This is a genomic window from Candidatus Bathyarchaeota archaeon (assembly GCA_026014465.1).
GTDB lineage: Archaea > Thermoproteota > Bathyarchaeia > Bathyarchaeales > Bathycorpusculaceae > JADGNF01.
In genome coordinates, this window is sequence record JAOZID010000004.1 from 58,939 (window position 1) to 78,638 (window position 19,700).

The window sequence follows — 19,700 nt, forward strand, 5'->3', positions numbered from 1 at the left end:
TGTAACATGACGCGGATTCTTATCGCTGGTTATTATGGTCTGGGAAACATCGGTGACGAGCTAATTCTATCTGGAATTATATCTTCTATTAAGAAACACATTGAAAATCCCTGTTTTTCGGTGATAACAAATGACCCCACAGGTACGCTCAAGCTGCACGCCGTCAATCCAGTTTCCCAATCTTTTAACCGGGGTATGGTTTCATTCATAAAAAACCAGTTTGTTGAGCAAGAATTCTTCAATGTTGCAACTGCTATTGATTCTTGTGACGTTTTCGTTTTGGGCGGCGGGGAGTTACTGCAGGACTTGAAAATACATTATCTGCCCATTCTGCTCTCTTTAGTTAAAGCCGCTCAAATCAAAGGCAAAACGACAGTTATTTACGGCATAGGGGCGGGTCCTATAGATACAAAACTTGGTAAATATCTTTGTCGTGAGGTTCTTAACAAAGTTGACCTTGTCACTGTTCGTGATGATAAATCTCGGGTTGCTTTAGAGAATTGTGGTTTACGTAATGTTACCCAGACTGCAGACCCTGCCTTTGCCGTTGAAAAACCCAGTAAACAAGAGTTATCTGAATTACTGAATCAGTCTGGCATCAACCCAGAGGACCGGTTCATCGGTGCTACTTTCTGCAACCTACTATACAATGATGATGCTTATCGGAAAACAAATGGACCAACTTTTGATTGGACTCGCCGTCAAGCACTTTTGGCTTCTGTCTTTGATGAACTGGCACGTGTTTACCCACAAGACTTACTGTATTACCCCACTGTTCACGCAGATTATACTAGGTGCCTTCAAATACGCAATCTAATGAAGCGCATTGACCGCGTAACTGTTATGTCGCCTGACAGTAATTTCAAACGGGTGTTAGCTTTCACTTCCTCGTTGGATATGCTCATCGGTATGCGTCTACATTCTCTGATAATTTCATCTATCATGGGGGTTCCCTTTGTTCCTCTTTCCTACAGCTCTAAAGTCCAGAGTTTTTTGGATTTGTTTGGTCTAAACAAATTCTACATTGACATCGAAGAAATCGAACAAGCCGATTTCAAAGAAAGATTTTTCTCAAACATTTCTGAAGTTTGGAAAAACAAGACCTATTATTCTGAAATTCTTAGTGACGTAACTGCAAAACTTCGAAGCAAAGCGTTAACAAACGGTAGATTAGTTTCTGAGTTATTAAAGTGATTTCATGAAAATCCTTCAAGTCATACCCAGATTTAACCCAATCCTTGGTGGAGGAGTAAACGTTGTATATAATGTTTCAAAAGGGCTCGCAGAAATGGGTCATGACGTTACGGTTTTAACAACAAAATGTGGATTAAATGAAGATACCCTGCGTGAAATGGCTGAATTGGGTATTGAGGTTATTCCCTTTGATTACGTATTTGATTTTCATCTTTTCATTTATTCTCCCCGTATCAAGAAATGGCTAAGTGAAAATGTGCGGTCTTTTGATGTGATTCATTTGAACGGGGCGCGGAGTTACCAAAACAATGTTGTTTTAAAGTTTGCGCGTGAGTATTCTGTGCCTTATGTGCTTCAGCCTCACGGTTCGATACTGCGGATTGTTGAGTTTCAGACGTTCAAGAAAGTGTATGATGCAATCTGGGGTTATGCGTTGTATAAAAACGCGTCCAGACTACTTGCCTTGAATAAAACTGAAGCAGATGCATGCGTTTCTATGGGTGTTGAAGAACCCCGCATAAGCCTTGTTTCAAACGGTATTGATTCAGATATGTTTAAACGCCTTCCTGAAGCTGGGTTGTTCCGAAAGCGCTTTTGCCTCAAAGCTTCGGATAAGATAGTTTTGTATTTGGGGCGTCTTCATAAAAGCAAGGGTTTGGGTTTGTTGCTTGAAGCCTTTGCCCAAGTTGCAGCTAATGTGTGTGACGCTAAACTTGTTATGGTAGGTCCAGATGGTGGACATGAGCCTTACCTCAAAAAATTATCTCGGCAATTGGGTATTGCTGACAAAATGATTTTTGCTGGGACTCTTTCAGAGTTCGACAAGAAATGTGCCTTAGTTGACGCCGACGTGTTTGTTACGCCACGTTTCTACGGGTTTCCAATAGCCTTCTTAGAGGCAATGGCTTGCGGCGTTCCAATAGTAACCACCAACGCAGGCGACGTCATAGATGAACTCCACGACAATTTTGGTTATGTCACCAAATACAACTCCTCTGACCTATCACAAGCAATTACAGCTATCCTCAAAAATTCTGCACTTAGGCAAAGATTTAGTGAAAACGAAACAAAACAGCTTTACTGCTACGACTGGAACAACATATTAGAAAACATAAACGCGGTTTACCATGAACTCGTTGGAACCTAAAATGCGCATATACCAGATTATGGGTAGCGAGATCTGCAAATCTGGCGGTCGTGAGAAGTACGTGCTGGAATTAACTGATTTCTTGGAAAATCATGACTATGCTGTTAAAATTCTCTGTAGAATGGGACACATCTACACTGCCCAAGATGCTATGGTCAATTCAAAGTGCGAGACAGAAACTAAATTTACTTCAAACCTGTTTGTCATGACTCAGCATCTGCCCAATCCCTTGACTGTTGTTCTTGGTGTAAAGAAGCTCGTAAAAGAGTTCAAAAACAAGGCAAATTGTAAAAAAGTGATACATGTTCACGACATTTCGTCTTCGGTTCTGATTGGTTTCATTGTTGCAGGAATTTTTAGGTCGCCTTTGTTGATACAGATTCACGGTTTGCCCTTAAGGGAACCTTGTATCAAATTGAGGCAATCTCAGTCTAAGGCATCTTCTCTGATACGGTTGTTGACAAAAATTTGGCATACCTCGGTTGTTAATGCCATTAGCCTAAGTTCCAAATTAGTTTTAGTAAACAACCTTGAAGTCTTGTCCTTTTATCAGTCGCTGGGTGTAAACCGAAATAATCTGCGCGTGGTCCCCTCTGCTATCGACGTAGAGAACCACAAAAAAACTTTGTTACCTTCAAAAGATGCATTAGCAAGTTTGGGCCTGAAACCTTCGAAAGACGATGTGGTGATCGGCTTCATCGGTCGGTTAGGTCCAGAAAAAAACGTGGGGCTGCTTTTAAAAGCGTTTGCAGGCATTGCCAAAGAATATCCAAAAATCAACTGTAAACTATTGATCATAGGCGATGGATACCTGAAGCCGATTCTTAAAAAAATGGCTGTTGACTACGAAATTGATGACCGCACCTGCTTTGCAGGTTTACTTCCTGCTGCTTACCGTTTCCTTAATGCGATAGATATTTTTGTTCTCCCTTCTTTGAGCGAAGGTAGTCCCGTAAGCTTAATAGAAGCCATGGTTGCTGGCAAAGCAATAATTGCTAGTAACATACCTGGAATAAATGATATTGTTAGCTCTGGGAAAGAAGCTATCCTAATAGATCCATATAATGTTGAAGAATTAAGGCACTCTATTTTATTACTCCACAATGATGCCTCTCTGAGGGTGCAACTGGGTTATGCTGCTAGAACAAAAGCTCAAAACTATGACGTTGAGCCGATTTATGGCAAAGTACTCGCAATGTATGGGCGTCATTTAAACAATAGATAGTTGTTATGCTTTGGTTACAAAACTGCTTGATGTGTTTACTATAGTTTTATCTAGTGTAGGTGGTATTTTAGCATATGTTCTTTTGTCTATACTGCTTAAGAGGTTGTTTTACCTTTGCGTGTAGCAATAATATATGCAAGTTATATTTCGCGGGATAGTGGCACTTCTGAGAGAGTCCTTCAAATTGCAAAATGTCTAAGTGATAACAACGTTTACGTGACTCTTTCTGGAGTTGCCGCAGATAGCACTCAAAATTTTAACTCTAGACGTTTACAAGTATTTGTTATGCCCAATAGAATATTAAAACTTGGCGGGCTTTTGAGATGGTTTGTACAACAAGTTGCAGTGGGTTTAACCTGTAAGTACGACATAGTTCAAGTGGAATCCTTCTCTCTAACTAGAAGTTTCTTTTTACTTCTGTTTATGCGTTTCTTCAGTAGAAAAACTATAATTGTTTACCACGATAAATGGTTTAAAGACGACCCTCGTAAAAGCTTTACGGGGAAGTTCAATTTAGCTATTCAACGGGTTTTGTTAACTCTTTTTGATGCTTCAATAACTCCTGGATTAAGTGTGAAGAAGTGGTTCAAAGAGCTTCACGGTGAAATTGCTGTTAGAAAAATGGTGGTGATGCCAAATGGAGTGCCAAATTGTGTCACAATAAATCCTGACTCTCTTGGCATCCGGAAAAAACACAGTATTGGCTCGAACAGTTTTGTAGCTTTATTCTTTGGTTCTATGACCTTCAAGCCAAATTATGACGCGGCGGCACATCTATACTCTATATCCAACTCTATTTCTACAAGTTTTGAAAAAATTACTGGTCGAAAGTTGCTTTTCATTTTGGCTGGTGTCGGCTCAGAAAAATTCCGTAAAACTGATCGTTTCATTCCACTTGGGTTCGTCACCGAGTTAGAGGAGTTATTATCTTTACCTGATGTAATCGTGTTTCCCCATCTTCCTTCACATAGCGGTCCTCATGTCAAGACAATATATGCTTTTCTTAGTGGTAAACCTGTTGTTGCTACAGAAGATGCTGTAAAAGACTTGCCGTACATAATTCCTCAGCGACATTTCTTGCCCTTCGACATTAAACACCCTGAAAGTCTGTTAGACGCCCTTGTGAGCATCTCCTCAAACAAGTTAGATCATGAGCATATTGCAACTAATGCGTCTGATTATGCCGCTTCTTTTTCTTGGGAAAACATATCGCTTGAGCATCTAAAACTCTACCGTTCTTTACTAAATTCCGAGTAGTTCCTAAATGATTGGTTTCTATTTGTTGCCTTTCTTGTGTTTTCTCCCTGGAATTTTGGTATTATATTTCCTCTCCATGCGATATCGCATCAAGTTATCTCTGCCTGAACTTATCGTTTTAGGTAGCCTTATTTGGAATTATTTGCTGGTAAGTTGTGGTTATCTGGTTGGCATCTTCTCTGACTTAACACCCCATTTCTTCGTCTTTTTTACCATAGTTAGTCTTCTGCTTTCGGTACTTGCTTTTATTTCAATAGTCAAATCTATGATGCATTCTGGGAACAGTTTCCATATTAAACTTGAAATCGATAAAATTGCGCTGTTTATTTTGCTTGTAGTCATGCTGTTCTTCATATCCTCTTTGGTGCTTTCCCATTCGCTGTTCGCAGAATATGATGCTCTTTTCCTATATCTGCCTAGGGCAAAGTCTATTCTTTTGACAGGTGGGTTACAATACGACTACTTCTTGCAAAGTACTTTAGTGACAATATCTCATCCAGCTATGCCTTTGTTGTATGCTTGGTTGGGGTCTTTTGGGTTGACAACGCTGAGCTTTGATATGAGTGTTAGGGTATTCCCGATTTTTTACATAAGTTTAACCAGTGTAACGGTTTATTTGTTATCCAAAACTGTCACTAACGACTATAAGGCTGCATTTGTTGGTGCTATATCTTTTGTGTCCATGCCAATTGTGCTCGTAGTCGCTACCAACTATAGTTTATATCTAGACATACCTTTTGTTTTCTTTATTTCTTTATTGTCTTATATCATTCTTAAAATACACAAAACTAGCACAAATTCTAGATTTTGGTGGCTTATGTTGGGTGCGGCTTTCGCAATTTTGCTGCTTCAAAAGGACGTTGGAGAATTACTCGCTTTGCCATTGCTGACTCTTAGTGTTATACCTTTTCTCCCTATTGTTAACAAGAAATCTCGAATTCTTTTTACAGTTATGCTGTCCGTACTTTTTGTAGTGATATATAATTTCTTTCCATTATGGGATATTTTTCATTATCCTCTTCATTTGTTGTCTGGTTACCTTGCCAAACAAGCACCAGTGTTTTTCACGGGACTAATTTTTGGTGTTTTAGTTTATAGAATGCTTCCTGTTGTACATCCTGTGAAAATGCGAAATGTTGTCTTCTTATTTTTGCCCTTTGTGCCTGTTGTTTGTTATTGGTTGAGAAATACGGCCCTCTTTGGTGTGCCTTCTAAATTATTAATTTACTTCAACCCGACGTTTGCTGCTGCTGAAAGCCTCAAAGTGGCGCCAATAATTGGTGATTCTTTACCTGGTGGACTGAGTTCTCTGCCCTCTAGCATCTTTGGACTGTTTAGGCTCGACGTTTTATTTGGTAGCCTTAATCTGGGTGCTTTTTTGCTGGTTCCATGTGTGGTTGGTTTTGGGGTAGTTTTGTATTGCATTCTCAAAAATAACTCAAATTCTTTTATGCTCCTGTCTCTTTTTATGATGATGTTTTGTTTATGGTCTTGGGCTTTTAATTGTAACAATGCTGGACCTGAGGTGCGTAGGCTCTTATATTTTGCTCCCTTTTTGGCTGTTTTTTCGGCTGTCGGAGTAAAAGCATTTTCAAATCTGTCTAGAACCTATAACTCGATGTCATACCGGTTTATTGCCTTTGTTTGTTTTTCCCTTTTATACCTGTGGATTTTCAAGTTTGATTTAGCTTCTTTAACAATTAATCAGATTCGATCAAAATCTCTTTCGATAGGTGCTGCTAGTGTTGAGATGTTGCTTATATTTGCCTTCTTTTTTGCAATATTCTTTTATCCATTTCCTAGAAAACTTGTTCTAAAACGTTTGTCTCCTAAAATCATGCGTGGTGTTCGTGTATGTCTTCCTTTTATGTTGGTGATTATCTTGTTATATCCCTTTGTAACTGTTTCTTTTGCTGGACTTACTGATGTTCAAAATAGTTTATGTTCTGTTTCAAGTTCTTGGGAAAATAATCTGCCTGAAGTTATATCCTATGTAAATCAAAATCTGACGCATGATAATCTATCAATAGTTACTTGTTATGCCTTGCCTGTTTCATATTTTACGTCACATCCAGTAATTGATATGACTAGTCTTTATGGTTTAGTAACTTTACATGATCTTTCTATAAATAATTCTGCTGCTTTGGCGGATTACCTTTTGGATCATAATGTGGGCTATTTTCTTTTTCCTAAACCAAATAATAGCTATTATGAATCTTTTACTGTTATAAGTAATAACTTAAATCTAGTGAACAAAGCGTTCTTTGGTCGTACTCCTGCTATAAAATTTTTGCAGGAATTTTCAAAATTTGAATTATACAAAGTTATTTCCTCGGATACGCAAAACCTGAATTATAGATATTTGACTACATTTGACGCTAATTGGACGCCAATAAATGATTTTACGGTGGCTGTATCTACTTCGCAAGGGCTTTTAATTCGCGGAACTGAAAGTGATTCATTCATTACCCCTGCCGATTATCCTGCTACTTTTTGGACAACAGCAAAATCTGATTCTGCGGATGTAATCACATTGTCAAATAGTCCTGTAAATGAAATGGCTGAACACGCCTCTCTTAGAATTAATGTGAACGGTACGGGAAATATGGTTATATATCACCGCTATGAGGTCGCCCAAAATTGGGAAACTTGGAATAATCTCAACATATCCTTCTATGGCAATAACACTGCCCAACCAGTAACCTTTACTTTCCATACTTCAAGTTGGCAAGACTACTATTCTGTAACTATACTAGATGATTTTGTTGGTTGGAAAACTGTTTCAGTTCCATTATGCGAGTTCAAAGCCTACGGAAACCCCTCCTGGAGTAAAATTGTGTATGGTGAAGTGCTGATGGGTGAGCGGGTTGCAACATATTACTTGGGTTACCTCAGACTGGAAGGCTGTACTGCTGGCATTAGCTATGAATTGCCCTCGGTATCTTCTGATTTTTCTACACTACAAATTGCACTTTCTACCCGGTTTGATGATTTATTGACCTCTGCCCAAATCTTTCTGACTTCACCTTACGGCCAATTAGAGCAAACGATCAGCGATGGTGTCATGATTTTTGATGTTCAATCCGAACTGTTGAAAGATGGCGCAGTTTTAACAATTTATTATCCTCAAAACAGCGCTGAACAAAGTTTGTCCCTTTACTATTTAGGTGTTTTATAAATGTCGAAATATCAAAAATGTGCTTGCTTTGAATATGAGTTTCAATCTGAAAATAGTGTTGTTATCTTTCCATCTGTGTTTGGGAGGTGTTTATAGGCTGTCTTTTCGTATGTTGAGGTTCTTCTCTTGTTTGTTGGGTGTCTTATTAGTGGTAGGTATAGTGGGCGTCCAGTTTGGATGTGGTCAACTATTTAATCTTTGGAGTTTCCAGAATGATGCTTATGTAACGTTTAATCAGGAGATTAATTTTGCTGATGGTGTGAGTATGGGCGTTCCCTTTGATGATCGCCTGATTGGATACTGGGACATGAATGATGGATCTGGTATTGTAGTTCGTGATGTAAGCGGTAACAACAATAATGGAACATTTTATGGCTATAACAATGGTTTGATTTCTGGTGCGGTGCATGTGGCTGGGCAATTTGAAAACGCCTTGTCTTTTAATAACAGTGGAGATTTTGTTTCCCTTTCATCTGCGATATCTTTGACAGGTGAGTATACCCTCAGTGTTTGGGTAAATCGCTTTTCGGCTTTAGATTACGATTTTATATTTGGTTCAAGCGAGTATGATACAAAAATTGGGTTGACTGCGAGTGGATATCTTCTTGTTCGTGCTCAGCTTGGTGGCGACACGGATTATACTGTGCCTGTTCCCACCGGAAAATGGGTTAACATTATCGTGACGCGTAGCTCAAATGACACCATTTATGCCTATGTTGATGGCGCTAAGTATCCATTATTTGGTGGCGTAGCCCAACCTGACCCTTTCTATATGGATTACATAGGTGTAGATGATTCCGAGAATTATTTTAACGGCATAATCGATACTGTTTGTGTCTATAATTGTGCGCTTTCGCAGTCTGAAATTGTTCTTCTTAGTGATGGCGTCCGCGTCGGAGGGGGACTTATTAATGAATGGTTATTTGATGAATCTGGGGATATAATCTATGACACGCATATGTGGGTAGACGGCAAATATGGAACAGCAGTGAACTTTGCAAACGATTATGTTCAAGTAGATGATTCAAATGAGTTTGCCCTTTCTCCAACGTGGAGTGTTAGCGCTTGGATGTATCCAACTAAAAACGGCACTATGCAAACGTTGCTATCTAAGTGTGATTCTGAAACTGGTTGGGTGTTTGGAACAGATGTTACTGGTGAATTCCACGTTTATACGCCTGAATGGGAATCATCCTCTTCACGCTTGCCTATTGATCTAAATTATTGGCAACTATGGACCTTTACCTTTGATGGGTCAATGTTGAGATATTTCAAGAACGATGTTGCGGCTGGGGTTGCTTCTCTTGTAAATGATGCTTTGCCAGTCACCTCCAATGAACTACAAATTGGTGCATGTTCAGCTTTTTCTTCCTATTTTAATGGACTGATTGATGATCTGCGGATTTACAACCGTGCTATAAGCTCTGCGGAAGTTGCTGCGTTATATTGTATGGGGCCATATGCACAACCTGATCCTGTATCCTATGGTGCGTACTACAATTTTACAGACTCGGTCACGAATAGCACTATGCTTCTTCATATTGACGGTTCTAAGTCAAATAGTAACAATGTTGCCCTTGTAACTTGCACGAACTTTTTCGAAAACGGGCAATTAGCTTTTCAAACCAACCAAAGCGTAATTGCCAATATATGGACTAACCTTGGTCGACCTGCATTCACTACAGGTATTTGGAATCAGCAAAACTATACCACAACTCTCCTTCTTGATGCTTCATTTACGGCAGAGTTAAACTGGAATAAATACGATATTGTAGTGTACACTGACCAGAATTCAACTGTTTTCCCTTCAAATACAACTGTCAGTTACGGTGAAAGCAAATTTTTCAACTTCACAGCTCCACAGGAGTATCATTTAGATGTTATTATTGATGGGATTTCGCAAGGGCGAATTAGCAACTATACCTTTAGCAATGTAACTGCGCCGCATGTTGTAAACGTGACTTCCACTCAGGTGTTCACGATTAATTCTTCGGCTGTGGCAAATGGCTCCGTGACGCCTTCTGGATCTGTCATTGTGGATTATGGTCGAGATCAACGGTTTGATTTCGTGGCAGATATGGGGTATCATGTTAGTAAAGTTCTTGTGGATAATGCTACGCAGAGCCTTGATGAATTTTATGTTTTCCAAAACGTTACCGCAAACCATAACCTGTCTGTTTCCTTCGCCCTAAACACCTACAACATAACCGCTATAGTAGATGAGCACTCCATTATCTCTCCTAGTAATTTGTCTGTGGTTCACGGCGGCAACCAGCAGTTCAATATAACCGCCGACAACGGTTACGTTAGCCATGTTTATGTGGATGGTGAAGACTGCGGCAACCTGACCTCCTACGCTTTCGCTGATGTCACTGAAACTCACACTATCGTTGTTGTTTCAGAACCCGCCGCCTCTCCTGTTGTAGTGCCTCCTGACGATAACAAAACACCTACACCTTCAGCTTCACCTTCTGAGCCTCCCACGCAGCCCCCCTCAGATTCCCTCTCCTCTGACGAACTGATTGTACTTGTGATTGGCGTGATAGCCGCTGGGTTTGCCTTGTTTGGGTTGGCTCTCAAGAAAGGCTACATAACCCTCGAAGTTGCTGACGAGAACCCCGATGCAGATGGCTTCTCCACGCTTGGCTCCGTTGATAGCGATGCCTTTGACCGCCGCCAAATCACGAACCTATCTGCTCTGCCGTTAGCGGTTGGGGGCGTGGCGGAAGGCGCTTTGGGTAACCAGTTTTCTGTTTACGTTGAAGGCGTTTATGTCAAGGAGGGTAAGATTTTGCTTTTGAAGCGAAATGTTGTGCCGTTCCAAGGTTACTGGGACGTTGTAGGAGGATTAGTCGCGGAAAATGAGTCGCTAAAAGACGTGCTGCAACAGCAATTCAAGGATGCGCTAAACCTTACTGTGACGGTAGACAAAATCGTTGGGGGCAGAATCGTGGAATCCGACGGCAAAACCGTAATTGTAGTGACCTTTGAGGTAACTTCAGTGCACGGAGAAATCAAACTAGGCACCAAATATTCAGAGTACAACTGGTTTAGCCACGCACCAATAAACTCAACCCATGACTACACGAAATATTTGCGAAAAAAAGCCTAGCCCCACACAGTACCCAACTTTTTTTTACCTACCCCTCCCCCCTTTCTGCATAGAATTAAAATTTGGATCCAAATAGGCTGCTAATAGGTTCGTGTTGTGGCTGGTGTTGCGCAGTTGCTTCTTTTTATCTCATAAATTATAAGTGGCTTTTAAAACAGTTCCAGTAAACTCGTTCAGGTCGATGTGCCAATGCCGTAGCGTTGTTTGTCATAACCACAACTCATAAACGCTTCTATTGTCCACTTGTTTTTTAATTTCAGTTTAATTGTACGCTGGGAACCGTTAGATGACCAAAGTTTCGGATATGGCGAAGATTTCGGCTAGAGGCGGCTTTCATTATATGTGGGGTCTAGCGGTTTCTACGGTTATCTCTGCTATAGGTACTATAATTATTGCTTCTTTGCTGGGTGAGAATAACTATGGAGCGTATTTTGTTGCTTTGTCTGCTCCTAACCTTTTGCTTTTGTTTCGTGATTGGGGTGTTAACTCTGCTATAGTGCGTTACACTGCCCAGTTTAACGTTGAAAACAAGGCTGAAAAGATTAGAAGCGTCTTCGTGTCGGGTTTGGTTTTCGAAATTGTATTTGGTTTGCTTCTTTCCGTAATTGGGTTTAGCTTATCTGGGGTTTTAGCAAACCTGTTTAACAGGCCTGATGTTGCCCCTTTGATTCAGGTAGCTTCCTTTAGCGTTTTGGCGGGCGCTTTTGTTAACACTGCAACAGCGGCTTTTACAGGTACTGAAAAAATGCATTTATGCAGCATCATGACAGTGAGTCAAGCCCTTATCAAGACGATTCTCATCGTTGTCCTTGTCGTTTTAGGTCTTGGTCCCTTAGGCGCAATCATGGGCTTTACTGTTGCCTTCCTGATAGCTGGCTTAATCGGTGTTATGCTAATGTTTGGCGTATACAGAAAACTGCCCCCCTCTCCTTTGTCCATATCTGAATTGAAAACAACCATGAAAGCAATGTTCCGTTACGGCTTTCCCTTGTCTTTCGGAGTTATTTTTTCGGGGATTTTGCTTCAGTTCTACAATTTCCTCTTGGTAATCTATGTTTCAAATGACGCTTTGCTTGGTAACTATTCTGTTGCTCAAAACTTTGTTGTTTTGATAACTTTCTTTGCTTTGCCCGTGACTACTATGCTGTTTCCTGCTTTTTCAAAGATTGACGGGGAAAAGGACCCGCAGGCGCTCCAAAGCGTTTACCAGTTCTCCGTAAAATACTCGGCGCTTCTAGTTGTTCCAGTTGCAACCATGGTGATGGCTCTTGCACAACCCGCGATTTCAACTGTTTTCCCCAACCAGTACGCTGAGGCACCCTTGTTTTTGGCTTTGCTTGCCATAGCCTACGTGTACTCCGCCTTTGGGCACCTGAGCATAGTCAACCTTATCAACGGTCAAGGCCAAACCACTTACACCTTAAAGCTGTCTTTGATGACTGCCGCCGTAGGTTTCCCCTTGGGCTTTGTGCTTATCTCGCAACTAGGCGTCATAGGCTTAGTCATCTCCACTTTGATTTCAGCCATACCCAACATGATTTTTGGTTTGCGTTTCATAAAAAAACGCTACGGCGTAAGCACCGACTGGAACGCATCTGCAAAAATCGTCTTGTCCTCCTTCACAGCCGCTTCCCTAACGTATCTGCTTGTCACCCAGCTCGCCCTAAGCAGCCTTATCGAGCTCTTTTTGGGCGTAATCGTTTTCGTAGTGGTCTTTGTCTTGGCAGTGCTTTTAACACGCGCCATAAACGAATCCGACATAAGCAATCTGCGCGTCATGACCAGCGGACTTGGACCCCTTAGCGTACCTCTAGATCGCATACTAACTCTTCTTGAAAAACTAATGGCAAAAATCAAACTGTAACCGAAAAAAGCAGCGTTTTTTGGCGTTGCAAAACCGTTTTCTGTACAGTTATTGAAGGTTAAGTCATGTTTTTTGTTTAATAAGAAATATTAGTGAAAAGCGCCGTAATTGTGGTTGCTATAGTTTGCGGGTTGATTTGTTGAAGTTTGCGTTAATCTTGGGAACGCGTCCTGAAATCGTAAAGATGTCCCCTGTGATTCGCGAGTGTGAACTTTTGGGTTTGGATTTTTTTGTTTTGCATACGGGGCAGCATTACTCGTATAATATGGATCGCGTGTTTTTTGAGCAGTTGGGGTTGCCTGAGGCACAGTATAATCTTGATGTGGGTTCGGGGTTGCATGGGGAACAGACTGGCAGGATGCTTGCTGGCATCGAAAAGATTCTGGGGCGGGAAGCTCCTGAGGTGGTTTTGGTGCAGGGTGATACTAACACGGTGCTTGCGGGAGCTTTAGCCGCGTCAAAACTTGGCATCAAGGTTGGACACGTTGAAGCTGGACTACGCAGTTACGACAAAACAATGCCCGAGGAAACCAACCGAGTCCTAGCCGACCACTGCTCCGATTACCTGTTTGCCCCCACGAAAGAATCACAACACATCTTGCTTGGTGAAGGCATCGCCGCAGAACAGGTTTTCATGGTTGGCAACACCGTGGTGGATGCAGTTTACCAGAACCTAGAGTTGGCGCAATCAAAATCTATGGTTCTTGATGAACTCCACCTTGCTCCCAAAGAGTATGTTTTGGCGACTTCTCATAGGCAAGAAAACGTTGACTGCAAAGACCGTTTTGTGGGGCTCATCAGGGGTCTTAAGATGGTTCAGCGGGAATGTGGGGTGCCTTTGGTTTATCCGATTCATCCTAGGGCAAAAAAGCAGCTTGAACTCTTTGGTTTGAGTACCGATGGGTTAACGTTGGTTGAGCCGTTGGATTACCTGTCTTTTTTGCAGCTTGAAAGCAAAGCAAAACTGGTCTTGACCGACTCTGGCGGTGTACAAGAAGAAACCTGCATCCTAAACGTTCCCTGCGTCACACTCAGAGACAACACCGAAAGACCCGAAACCCTAACCGCAGGCTCAAACATACTCGCAGGCACAGACCCAAACAAAATCCTCAAAGCCGCCCAAACAATCACCGCCAAACCCCCACGCTGGAAAAACCCCTTTGGCGATGGCACTTCTGCCTCAAAAATCTTGCAGATTCTGCTATCAAACCTGTGCTAAGCGCCGCTTCCGAACATTTTTTATGTTGGCAACCTGCTGGGTTGTTTGTGTGGCTGTTTTTTTATGTTTTTAGTTTATTCTGTTTCTGAATCGAATCAATGATTCATTTTTGTTCTGAATCAGAATGTAGTGTAAAGTATTTATTACTGTCTGATAACGCATGATTGCCTACTGGTCAGAACAGTTCAGGAGTAAACGTACGTAATGTCCTCGGATTCTCAGAATTGCGCTTCTAAATTTTTAGGTAAAGCCCAATTGCTGAAATTTAAGAAACAAGCTATGCGTGCAGGCGCTTGGTTTAGGGTCTTGCCCCGACTTGACAGGGCACTCATTGACTTAACGATACGAGTGACCGAAAGCGTTCGCAGTCCCTTCTTAACCAAAAGCATTTTGTCCATAGCACACAAGCTAGAAACGTTTCTTGAAAACAAGTTCATAAGTGCCGTGAGAGATTTCGGATTCCCTATTGCACAAAAACTCAGCAGTCTTGCAGTACAGTGGGGACACAAAAAAGCCGCAGTATGGGCAGACGACACAGGATACGCCACATACTGGACCATAATGAAACTCAACGGACACCCCCCAAGATGATGCTTCACCCGCTTCACAAACAGATCTTGCTTTACTGTTTGCACCTAAAAACTGTTGATTGATGCTTAACTGTGTTCTTTGCCAATTCGCTATTCCCACACAACCGCCGTGGTCGTTTGGGTAACCCCATCTTGGCAGCGTTTGCCAGTTTCAACGCCCTCTAAGTTTGGAGCAGCGAACCTAATGCAAACCTTCCCTAATGCCGCTGTTTTTGGCTGGTTCAAATCCGCCGACTTCAAACTCTTACTCACCTGCCTATCCATAGGATTCATCGTCCGCTTAGTGCCTGAAGTTTTGGCGTTTTCCACTCCAATAGGTTTTGACACTATTCATTATGCTTCGTTGATGAAAAGCGGGGTGGTTTTTTCTAACTGGAGTTCATTTTTTGTCAACACCTGGTTGTTGGATGCTTTCATCGTGCCCCTCTACAGCGTATTCAACGTTGACCCGTTTGTACTGCTCAAATTTGTTGCGCCCATGCTCTACGGTTTGAACGTAGCTGGCGTTTACTGGTTTGCCCGAAAAGGTTTAGGCTGGAGCACAAACCTGAGCTTGATTGCAGGCGTCTTTTTCGCTTTGCAACTGGCTTCTTTGCGTATCAGCTGGGATTTGCTGCGTAACACGTTGGGGCTTGCGGTTTTGTTGTTTGCGTTTTCTTACGTTAAGGCTGTGAAGTCGTTTTGGAGTTTGGCTGCTTTTTCGGCTTTTTCTTTGCTGAGCGTTTTTGCGCATGAGTTTTCAGCGGTGTTTTTGCTTGTTTGCGTTTTTGGTTTACTCTTTTGGAAACTGCTCAAAAACAGGTTCGACACATCGACTAAACGGCTTCTGCTTGGGGTTCTTCCCGCCCTTGGAGTCTTTTGCTTGGGATTGTACCTGCGGTTTTTCCCTGTTCCCCAAAGCGCCCAAGCCAGCGTAATTGCAGCGGGTGATTCTGTGGTTGCGGCTGTTGGCGGATTGCCTTTTCTGGTAAACTACCTAAACGTCCAATCCTCTGTTGACTGCTACCTAAGCTACACCAACCTGGTTCTAAGCGTTGGCGCTCTTTTCGCATTACTGTTCTTGCCCTATCTGCTCTTTGTCGTCAAAGGTCTTTTCAAAAACGGCATATTAACCGCTTGGGCTATCTTAGCTGCATTTGGCGCATTTGGTTGCCTAATTTTCCCGTTTTGTGCCTTAACTTACTGGCACCGCTGGATGTTCCTGTTGGTCTACCCTTTCACGTTTTACGCCATCTATGGGCTCTCCAAACTCCAAAACCGCGCCTCAGCAACAAATCGTTTTCCACGGTTCCACGCCACAAAAGCCTCTACAATTTTGATGACCTTGACCTTTTCTTTGGCGTTTGCTTACTTGGCTTCTCCTATTTCGATGCTCTACGCCAACGCGAGTGTTCCTTCGGTTTCTGGTACGTACCTGTACTTTTCAGACAGCCCCGCTGTTCCATATCAAGATGTAGACAGCGTCACCCAAGTCATGGCGTGGCTAAACAACACAATGCCCCCCAACTCCTGCGTTCTCTTGCACCATGCATACCACGAATGGGGCACACTGCACCTGTCCGAGAACCGCACCATCGTAACCTTCCAAAACAACGTCCAAGCAGCCATAGAAACCGCTTCCCTGCACGGCTTTAGCCCTGTTTACTTTGTCTGGTGGAACACCCCAACGGACTGGTATAACGTTTCTGTTCCAGAAGGCTTTGTTGAAATGCAAGATTTTGACCGAATATCAATCTACACTTGTGAAAGTGAGGTTTTGATTAATGCAGCAGCTTGAAAGAAGTAGTTTTGTTCCCCAGATGCATCTTAACGCCAAAACCAAGCCGCTTGTTGTCGTGGGTATACCCGCGTTTAACGAAGAAAAAACAATAGCTAACGTGGTTTTGCAGGCTCAAAAGTTCGCTATTGTGGTTGTTTGTGATGATGGTTCTGTGGATTTGACTGCTGAGATTGCGGAGCGTCTTGGGGCTGTGGTTGTTCGTCATGAACGTAATTCTGGGTACGGGGCGGCTTTGCAGAGTCTGTTTAGGCGTGCTCAAGAGTTGGACGTAGACATTTTAGTTACCTTGGATGGTGATGGACAGCATAACCCTGAAGAGATTCCCCGTTTGATTGAACCAATTAAATCAGGCTACGCCCAAGTGGTTTTAGGCAGCCGCTTTAAGGATACTTCTGGCACGGCGGATATGCCCTTTTACCGAAAGCTCGGCGTGAAGCTAATTACCAAGTTGGCTTCGGGGTCAGGTAAAACCAGCGTTAGTGACGCTCAAAGCGGGTTTAGAGCCTACAGCAAAGACGCCTTAGACCACCTGTTAATGTTCGAAACAGGCATGAGCGCAAGCGTCGAATTACTTAGGGAAATCAACAAAAACGACCTAACCGTCTGCGAAGTTCCCATATCCTGCAAATACGCTGACAGCGTAGGCGTTGAAACCTCAACCCAAAACCCCATCTCCCACGGCGTAGGACTAGTAATGTCCATAGTCAAACTCGTCGTTGAAGACAAACCCCTCTTCTACCTTGGCTTACCTGGCATCGTGCTGCTGACAATCGGCGCATTATTCGGAGTTTGGTTGCTGGACCTGTACGCCTCGCTAAACGTCATAATGACAAACGTCGCGTTGGCTTCCACTGCCTTTTTGCTGCTTGGGTTTTTCATGCTTTCAACTGGCATAACACTGTACGCCATCGCTAGGGTTTCTTCAAAAATTAACGGAAGGAAATAATTTGTGTGGCATATTTGGAGCAATAATTGCTGAGGACTTGGGTTTTTCGTCGAACGATTTGATGCAGTTAGTCAATTACATGTTTAAGCTATCTGAATCTCGCGGTAAAGAAGCTTCAGGTTTGGCTGTGCGGTTCAACGACTCTGTTTATGTCCTAAAAGAGCCAGTAAGCGCCTCTGAACTAATTAAATCCAAGAAGTACCAAAACCTCTTCACGCAAACCCTCAAAACCGACGGCTGCAAAAACGGTTGCCTACAACCTCCCATCGTAGTCTTGGGACACTCGCGCCTGCAAACCAACGGACCCAGCGAAATAAACACAAACAACCAACCCGTAGTAAAAGACGGTGCCGTAGGTATCCACAACGGCATCATAGTCAACGACCAAAAGCTTTGGGCTGCTTTTCCTGCCATAAAGAAACGCTACGATGTGGACACGGAAATTTTCCTTAGCTTGCTGCAACTGTTTAGAGAGGGGGGTCAGCCGATGGCGCACGCTGTTAGCTGGGTCTTTGAGAAAATTGAAGGTTCTGCTTCTGTGGCGTTGCAGTTTGAGGATGCAAACACGGTTGTTTTGGCAACAAACACGGGTTCTCTGTATCTGGGCTGTAGCAAAACGGGGAAAACCCTAGTTTTCGCCTCTGAACAATACATCCTGCAACAGATAACCGAATCTGCGAGCCTCAAAGGCTTATTTGACAAAGACGCCGTAAAACAAATCCCCGCAGGTCAAGGCTGCCTCATCCATTTGGGGTCCTGCCGCAAGCAGTTCTTCTCCCTGCAAACCCCAGACCCTGAAGCCGCAGACGTTATCCCCTTGATTTCGCCGCTTAAGGTTTTTGAGCTCTACGACTCTGACGTTCCCCCACCCCCAGAGCTTAACAGGAACCGCTTAACCAACGAGATGCGGCAGTCTATGATGCAAACTTGGGAGGCACTATATTCTAGCAAGGACGTTTTGAAACGGTGTAGCCGCTGCCTTTTGCCTGAAACCATGCCTTTTATCAGCTTTGACGAAGAAGGCGTATGCAGTTTCTGCCGTGACTACGAGACCCGCGGCAACTACCTCAAAGGCGAAGAAGCCCTAGAAGAGTTCATCTACAAATACCGTAGTTCCTCAGACGAACCCGACGTCGTCATAGGCTTTAGCGGCGGAAGAGACAGCGCCTTTGGACTTGACTACATCAAAAACACTCTAGGCTTGCATCCCGTAACCTTTACGTATGACTGGGGAATGGTCAATGACCTCGCCCGAAGAAACCAAGCCCGCGTAGTCGGCAAACTCGGCGTTGAGCACATCGTCATCTCTGCGGACATACGCAAAAAACGTGGGTACATACGCAAAAACCTCAAAGCCTGGCTCAAAAAACCAGACCTTGGCATGGTTCCCATTTTGATGGCGGGTGATAAACAGTTTTACTACTACTTCCACAAAGTCCGAAAGCAGACAGGCATTAAGCTGTTCATTTTCTGTGGCGGCTACGAAGGCGAAGAAGGCACTGGCTTGTTTAAGTACGGCTTTTGCAATGTTGCGACGCAGGGTAGCAAAAACGCTCTTCGACGCATGACGGGCATATCCAAGGTCAACAAGCTCAAGATGATGTACTACTACTTCAAGCAGTTCATCAAAAACCCCGCCTACATCAACAAATCCATGTTCGACACCTTATTTGCTTATTACTCCTCTTACGTGCTGCCTGACGACTACGTGTACTTGTTCCACTACATCGACTGGGACGAAGACACCATCATAAAAACCATAACCGAAAAATTCAACTGGGAACGCGAAACCGACACCATCGCAACCTGGCGAACCGACGACGGCACCGCCGCATTCTACAACTACATCTACATGACCATGGCAGGCTTCACCGAATTTGACATCTTCCGAAGCCACCAAATCCGTGAAGGCAAACTAACCCGAAAGCAAGCCTACGAAATCGTAAAAGAAGAAAACCGTCCCCGATTCAAATCCATAGAATGGTACGGACAAACCATAGACTTCGACATCAACAAAGCCATAAAAGCAATCAACAACGCCAAAAAACTCTACCAACCACCCCAACCAACAGCAGCAACTTACGTGCCAGAACCCGCCGAGAGTTTTCTGCGCAAAGAACCCCTGCAAGCGCCGCCCCGATGTATCCCCTGTTGAATTCTTTAAAACGTTCTTGGAGCCTGAAAACGA

General features: G+C 43.0%; 12 protein-coding genes. All 12 read left to right on the forward strand.

Annotated features, from left to right (window positions below; genetic code table 11):
* The first annotated feature begins 6 nt into the window (after positions 1 to 6).
* The 12 genes from NWF04_00370 to NWF04_00425 all read left to right on the forward strand — a co-directional run bounded on the left by NWF04_00370 (position 7) and on the right by NWF04_00425 (position 19,667).
* Positions 7 to 1,194: a polysaccharide pyruvyl transferase family protein gene (locus NWF04_00370; protein MCW4005041.1), complete on the forward strand. Its 1,188-nt coding sequence runs from the start codon at positions 7 to 9 to the stop codon at positions 1,192 to 1,194.
* A 4-nt stretch (positions 1,195 to 1,198) separates the two neighbouring features.
* Positions 1,199 to 2,341, forward strand: coding sequence for a glycosyltransferase (locus tag NWF04_00375; protein MCW4005042.1), 1,143 nt, complete (start codon positions 1,199 to 1,201; stop codon positions 2,339 to 2,341).
* A complete protein-coding gene (locus NWF04_00380; protein MCW4005043.1) occupies positions 2,322 to 3,566 on the forward strand; it encodes a glycosyltransferase family 4 protein in 1,245 nt (414 codons plus the stop codon). The genes NWF04_00375 and NWF04_00380 overlap by 20 nt, the downstream gene beginning before the upstream one ends.
* Positions 3,567 to 3,680: 114 nt before the next feature.
* Positions 3,681 to 4,823, forward strand: coding sequence for a glycosyltransferase family 4 protein (locus tag NWF04_00385; GenBank protein MCW4005044.1), 1,143 nt, complete (start codon positions 3,681 to 3,683; stop codon positions 4,821 to 4,823).
* A 7-nt stretch (positions 4,824 to 4,830) separates the two neighbouring features.
* On the forward strand, positions 4,831 to 8,001 hold the full coding sequence (locus tag NWF04_00390) for a glycosyltransferase family 39 protein (protein ID MCW4005045.1): 3,171 nt from the start codon (positions 4,831 to 4,833) through the stop codon (positions 7,999 to 8,001).
* Positions 8,002 to 8,149: 148 nt separating this feature from the next.
* Positions 8,150 to 11,113 (forward strand): hypothetical protein, encoded by a 2,964-nt coding sequence (locus tag NWF04_00395; GenBank protein ID MCW4005046.1) that lies wholly within the window; start codon positions 8,150 to 8,152, stop codon positions 11,111 to 11,113.
* Between the two features lie 286 nt (positions 11,114 to 11,399).
* Positions 11,400 to 12,977, forward strand: coding sequence for a flippase (locus tag NWF04_00400; GenBank protein MCW4005047.1), 1,578 nt, complete (start codon positions 11,400 to 11,402; stop codon positions 12,975 to 12,977).
* Positions 12,978 to 13,116: 139 nt separating this feature from the next.
* The gene (gene wecB / locus NWF04_00405; protein MCW4005048.1) at positions 13,117 to 14,196 is read left to right on the forward strand and encodes a UDP-N-acetylglucosamine 2-epimerase (non-hydrolyzing); all 1,080 of its coding nucleotides are present in this window, start codon (positions 13,117 to 13,119) and stop codon (positions 14,194 to 14,196) included.
* Positions 14,197 to 14,451: 255 nt separating this feature from the next.
* Complete coding sequence (locus NWF04_00410; GenBank protein ID MCW4005049.1) at positions 14,452 to 14,787, forward strand: hypothetical protein; 336 nt, start codon at positions 14,452 to 14,454, stop codon at positions 14,785 to 14,787.
* A 183-nt stretch (positions 14,788 to 14,970) separates the two neighbouring features.
* Positions 14,971 to 16,563, forward strand: coding sequence for a hypothetical protein (locus tag NWF04_00415; protein MCW4005050.1), 1,593 nt, complete (start codon positions 14,971 to 14,973; stop codon positions 16,561 to 16,563).
* A complete protein-coding gene (locus NWF04_00420) occupies positions 16,550 to 17,512 on the forward strand; it encodes a glycosyltransferase family 2 protein (GenBank protein ID MCW4005051.1) in 963 nt (320 codons plus the stop codon). The genes NWF04_00415 and NWF04_00420 overlap by 14 nt, the downstream gene beginning before the upstream one ends.
* A gap of 1 nt (position 17,513) precedes the next feature.
* Entirely contained in the window at positions 17,514 to 19,667 is a 2,154-nt protein-coding gene (locus NWF04_00425; GenBank protein ID MCW4005052.1) for a hypothetical protein, read from the forward strand.
* Positions 19,668 to 19,700: the final 33 nt, after the last annotated feature.